The sequence below is a fragment of the Streptomyces sp. NPDC032822 genome, assembly GCF_055578825.1.
Map to the genome: position 1 here is coordinate 1 of NZ_JBVIOL010000049.1, position 5,449 is coordinate 5,449.

Here is a 5,449-nt window from a genome sequence, read left to right on the forward strand (position 1 = left end):
CCCAAGACATGCGATCGACAGGGGGAGAAAGTCATGCCAACTCCGAAGGCCGGGCGCCCCATTGCGGGGCTACCAAAAAGGTAATGGGGGGGGCAGCCATCTGCAGTAGCAGCACCGAGTCGGCGGTGAAGGGCCGACCGTGCGGCTCCGGCGTACTCCACCCCAGAGTGAGCGGCTCCTCGCCCGCCGCCCACTGCACCGCCTCGCACAAGAGCCGGCAGCCGAAAGAGTGGCCGACCAGGTGCAGGTACTGGCCCTCGCGGTTCGCGAGCACGGACGGAGCGGCCGGATCGGGACGATGGGCATCCAGATAGCCGAGGAGGCGGCCGACGACGCGGGCCGCGTGGCCCTCCGTACTCATCGCGCGGGCGCGGTCGCGGATACGGCGGTAGCCGCCGAGGGACGGCAGGGAGCGGGAGGGCCAGCGGATCAGGACGATCCAAGGGAGCCAAGGCGTGAGCCGCGGGTACAGGGAAGCCCGGTACTGCGCCGCTGCCAGTGCCAGGAGCCGGCCGGCCGCGGCGGTCGCGGACTCCGGCTTGGTCTGCCAGCCGTGTACGTAGACGAGCAGGTCGGTGGCCCAACTGGGAGGGGCGAGTTCCTCGGCGAAGTGGTCGTGGAGGCGTTCGGCGGAGACCGGGCGCGGGCCGGCGGAGGTCTCTTCGAGGAGCCGGCCGTCCGGGCCAAGGTCGACGACGTGGATGTCCGGACTCCGGTTCATGCAGAGGTCTCCGCGGGTTCTGCGCGTTCCAGGCGGGTGTCCATGCCGCAATGCAGGGCGTAGGCGAGGCCGAGTGGATTGTGCAGTTCGTCGGCGAAGTGCCGAGTGACGGCGCGAGTGATCTCGCCTGCCGTCTGGCTGCCGCGCAGATAGCGGGTCAGGAACTCCAGCGCATACTCGGCGGCGAACACCTGCGGCATCTCGATCTGCGGGCCCAGCACGCCTCGCGCCCCGGCGTGAATCAGCGCCCCGCCCAGAAACGCAGGGTCCCCGCCCTCTGCGGGCACTCCGGCGTGGCAGGCGTTGAGCATCACGAACGGTTGGAAGGGGCTTCCGTCCCCGACGTGCTGTCGGCACTCGCGCACCGTGTGCGCGTCGACCATGGCACTCGGGGCGGTCAGCCTCAGGGCCAGGGAGGGGGGATGAGCGCCGTTCGGTATGAAGTGGCCGTGGCACCAGAAGTACATCAGGTGCTCGCGCAGGCTGGCGTCCGAGAGCGCCCGCCGGAGTTCGGAACGCGTCGTGCGTTCCACGAAATGGGTGTCCTTGGCCAGGAGCGCGGCGACCTCCGCGGCCCGGGTATGGCCCCTGCGGTCAAGTAGGTCGTCGTGGTTGAGACTCACGGCGGGTACGTCCGGCGCCTCCCGACGGCCGCTGAGCCAGGGATAGGCACCGCCGGTCTGCTCGATCTGATGCCGGTGTCCCAGGAAGCGGGGATAGACGGCCGTCGGCTCCGGGTGACTCGGGGCGCCGGCCGGTGTCGGCACGTCTTGGGGGCGCAGGCACACCATGGACCAGGGCAGGTACAGCTCCGAGTCGAAACGGACGCGCAGTCCTTCGCTCGCGGACAGGGCCTCCGCCAAGTAGTCACGGAAGCGGTGGACACGTGGATCGGGGCCGCCGAGGAGAGTACCGAAGAGCAACTGTTGCCCTGTCAGAGCCAGTTCCTCCACGATCTCGTACTGCTCCCCTGCCGGGCGGGTCCGCAGGTCCACCAGGGAGGCGTACGGGAACTCCGCTGCAGGTTGGCCGTCCGCAGGGGGCGTGAAGTCGACGAGGAGCTCCTTCCACAGCCGGCACAGGCGGGCGGCAGCCACGCGTACATCGGCAGGGCGAGCCGTGAGATCCGCACGATGTTCGGTGCTGTACAGCGCCGGAACGGCGGGCCCGTAAAGCCGGGCCCTGATCCGGTCACCGGCCAGGACATCGAGGCAGACGGTGATGTCGGGGCCTTCGGCCACTTCGTCGGGCAGGGCGCTGAAGCCTCGACTGGGATCCTGGACGACGCGGACCGGGAGTTCCGCGCTCATCGCCTGATACCGCCCCAGGTGATCTCGCCGCTGCCGATATCGCCCCCGCCCCAGACGACCTGCGGGGCGGCAGCGCCCTGCGGGCTGTCGCCGTCGAGGATTTCGAGTTCTGTCTCCACCTGCTGTAGGACCGTGCCGGAGCTTTCCAGAGCGATGGTGAAGCGAATGACGTGAAGGCCAGGGCGGTGGGCGGTGAAGGTGAACTCGGCGCCGTGTGCCGTCTGTTCTTCGGAGGGGCGGAGGAGGCAGGTGGCCGGTTCCACGGAGACCGAAGTGAGTGGGACGGCGGTGGCGGTCAGCCAGGGGAGCTGGGACTCCGCGGGCTCGGACCAGGGGTGGTCTTCGGTGGGGGTTACGCGCAGCAAGAGGACGGTGGGAGAGGAGCCGTCGAGGAGGGTGATACGGACCTGGCAGTGGGGGTGGGACAGCGCTCGGGCGCGGACATCGGCGCGGAGCCGAGGGACGGCGGCGCGGAGCCGAGGGCGGCTCTTTCGGACAGCGAGTGCGAAGGCCTGCACTACGACCCGTGACTGGTACTCGGCCTGGCGCGCGACCGGGATCCAGCGCGCCCCGCAGCCGTCGTGGTAGTCGGCGCACCAGAGATCGACGAGCCGGTCCAGCTCGGGCAGCGCACCGGCCGGGTCGCGGCCCGCACGGATGACGAGCTGATGCAGCATCCCGGCCGTGCGCAGGGCGAGACGCCGGCCCGCGATGCGCAGGGCGGCCAGATGGGCCATGCTGAGCGGGGGCAACGGGCGGGCACTGCCGATGACATCGGGGTCCCAGGCATCCGCGAGTCCAGGACAGACCAGCAAATAGTCCTCGACCGGGGCGAGCAGGCGTGCCGCGTCCGGGGCCGCCGAGACGTGCGGGCGGATCCGCGCCAGGATGCCCTCCAGGAGCCGCGCGTCGTGGCGCAGGGTGTGGCTGACCATGCGCAGCACGCCAGCCACGTCAACGGGCACGCTGCCGTCCTCGACGGCAGCCACGCCCCACATAGGAGCGTTGACGATCGCCGTCACCGTGCCATGCCTGTAGGGGTGATACCAGATGGACTCGACGGTGGCCTCGGTGATGGCGGTGGTCAGGTCGGCATGGCGGGGCGGGGGGATCCCGTAGACGGCAGGGCCCAGAGCCGGCCAGTACAAGGTGTCGTACGGCCCGAGTTCGCGTGGGATACCGAGGCGTGCGGCAGCGTGCGCGACTCGCTGGGCGAGGCCGGGCAAGTCGTCGGTGAGCTCGACGAACCCGCCGCCGACGTCGATACCGTGCAGCGAGCACTGCAGGAAGGGCCGCAGCTCGTCCTGGAGGGCGAGCAGGGCGCGGGTCTCGGGCAATGCGGCGCCCGCAGCACCGTCGTGCAAAAACTCGGGCTGTTCCAGGAAACCGGGCCGGAAGAAGTTCCGGAAGTAGTGGCCGAGGGTGTACGGGCCGCTCAGCCAGCCCTCGTTGCGGCGCAGGCCGTCGGGGTCGAGGCAGAGCAGCAGGTTCCAGGTGGCGTCGGCGCCCTCGGTGAGCCGGGGGTCGGCCAGAACGCGTTCAGCCAGCCGCAGCACGGTAGCGCCGCCCACGGGCTCGTTGGCATGCGGGCCGGCGACGACGAGGGCCTGGCGACTGCCGTGACCGACGGAAAGCAGCCACAGGGGGGTACCCGCGCGGGAGGTGCCCACCCGGCGCAGTCGGGCATCCGCGGGATGGCGGGCGACGAGCGCGGTGGCCCCTGAGACCAGTTCGTCGACGGTCGGGTAGCGGAGGCGGGGCGGCAGGACACACCTCCACAATGCGATGCCGTCAATTCACCTGAAATGCCTGGCGTACTAACAGTCAGTCACGACTTGGCGGCGCCGTCAACACGACAAAGAGCAAAGGGATTTGAAGGGAAAGCAGAGCGTGAGCAGCCCTCGGCCCCCTGGCGGCGGACACCATGCCCACGATTATGAGGGTCGGGAACGTCTCCAGGGCGTAGTACGAGCAGATCGTGGCCGAGGACCGCAAGGATCTACCCAGGGCCCGGGAGACGATAGAGCAGTACGCCGAGGACATCGGCATCACCTACAACAACGTCCGGATCTACCGGCACACGGTGAGCCCGTGGCCAGCCGAATTCCGGGCGGAGGAGCTCTCGTTCGAGATCCCCCGGATCCTGGAGAAGAGAAGCTGGACGACCGCTTCGAGGTCATCTAGACCTGGATTTCACACCTACCGCTTCAGTGAGGCCAGAAGCCACTTGCGTGGAGCGTGTGGCGCCCAGGGAGGCCCCAGCCGTGGGGACGTATCCGGATACTCCGGGCGCTCTGGCCGTGCAAAACGGTACGTGCGAAATCCAGGGCTAGCGTGATGGCGTGAACATCGACGATGTCGTCCGCCAGCTACTTCCGGGTGCCCGGCATTTCGCACGCTCAGCACTGGACGCGCATGCAGCCGAAGACGAGGAAGTCTTCCTGCTCCACGCGGGCGTCAGTATCGAGCGGCTGGCCAAGGCCACTCTTGCCCACCGCAGCCCCTTCCTGCTCCTGGAGATGCGAGGAAATGAGGACGCTCTCTTTCAGTTCACCGGTGTGGAGGAGAGCACGACCGACGTCGAGAAGAGCAAGACCGATGTGGAGAAAAGTAAGAAGGTTCGCACCATCGGAGCCGCACAGGCCATCGCGCGGCTCCGCAGGTTGGACATGCTTCCCCGCAAGGACCCAGGACTGGACGAGCTGATCGAACTACGCAACGGCGTCGCCCATCTGGCAGCTGACCACGACAGCACGTTCGACGCACTCACCGTCTTCGCCAGGACCAGCAACCACCTGCTCCACTTCGCCCAGGAGATTCCAGCACTGTATTGGAACACCTGGCACAACCTGATCGAACTCACCTTGAGTGATGCGGTGGAGAAGGCCGACCGGCACTTCAGGCGGCTCGTCGAGCAGGCCCGCCACCGGCTCACTCAACGGTTTGACGGGCTGCCAGCGAGCGCCGCCGAGGAATACGCATCGCTGAAGTCGTTCCGGACGGCCTTTGTGCATATCCACCGGCACATAATGTGTCTGCCCCGCGTGTGCCCGGCCTGCCGCAATCTGGGGGTACTCACCACCGGCGCCCCCAGTCTGATCATGAAAGGCAGCCCCGGGCAGGCCCGCCCTATCGGTTTCTTCTGCCGTGTCTGCTACCTGCAGTTTTGGACGCCGGAGGAGATGGCGGCCGCCGGAATGGACGCGCTCGTGCCGCTGGTGGACGAGCAGGGGAACCGGCTGCTCAACGAGGCGGAAGAGGCACTATGGCACTCGACTTCGCCTGAACCGATCCTGGACGGAATGCTGCTCGACGAAGTCGCGCCCCCCCATTACCTTTTTGGTAGCCCCGCAATGGGGCGCCCGGCCTTCGGAGTTGGCATGACTTTCTCCCCCTGTCGATCGCATGTCTTGGGGGG

Annotated in this window: 3 protein-coding genes and 1 pseudogene; 1 reads left to right on the plus strand and 3 read right to left on the minus strand. The window is 68.3% G+C overall.

Annotated elements, in window-relative coordinates; all coding sequences use genetic code 11:
- Positions 1 to 31: 31 nt before the first annotated feature.
- The 3 genes and pseudogenes from ACZ5VD_RS43790 to ACZ5VD_RS43800 form a co-directional block, all read right to left on the minus strand.
- Positions 32 to 721, minus strand: a complete 690-nt coding sequence (locus tag ACZ5VD_RS43790) for a hypothetical protein (RefSeq protein ID WP_468686072.1) — start codon at positions 719 to 721, stop codon at positions 32 to 34.
- Positions 718 to 2,031 carry a CHAT domain-containing protein gene (locus tag ACZ5VD_RS43795; protein WP_468686073.1) on the minus strand — a complete coding sequence of 438 codons (1,314 nt, stop codon included), beginning with the start codon at positions 2,029 to 2,031 and terminating at the stop codon, positions 718 to 720. The genes ACZ5VD_RS43790 and ACZ5VD_RS43795 overlap by 4 nt, the downstream gene beginning before the upstream one ends.
- Positions 2,032 to 2,513: 482 nt before the next feature.
- Positions 2,514 to 3,812 (minus strand): annotated as a pseudogene (locus tag ACZ5VD_RS43800) (M14 family zinc carboxypeptidase); the annotation flags it as partial.
- A 561-nt stretch (positions 3,813 to 4,373) separates the two neighbouring features.
- On the opposite strand from ACZ5VD_RS43800, the gene ACZ5VD_RS43805 reads away from it, so the two are divergent.
- Positions 4,374 to 5,449, plus strand: a 1,076-nt coding sequence (locus ACZ5VD_RS43805; RefSeq protein ID WP_468686075.1) for a hypothetical protein, incomplete at its 3' end; no start/stop codon positions are given.

Bases quoted from the DNA above. Each gene is read 5' to 3' on its own strand.
- ACZ5VD_RS43790 (WP_468686072.1), bottom strand. From the start codon at position 721: ATGAACCGGAGTCCGGACATCCACGTCGTCGACCTTGGCCCGGACGGC.
- ACZ5VD_RS43795 (WP_468686073.1), bottom strand. From the start codon at position 2,031: ATGAGCGCGGAACTCCCGGTCCGCGTCGTCCAGGATCCCAGTCGAGGC.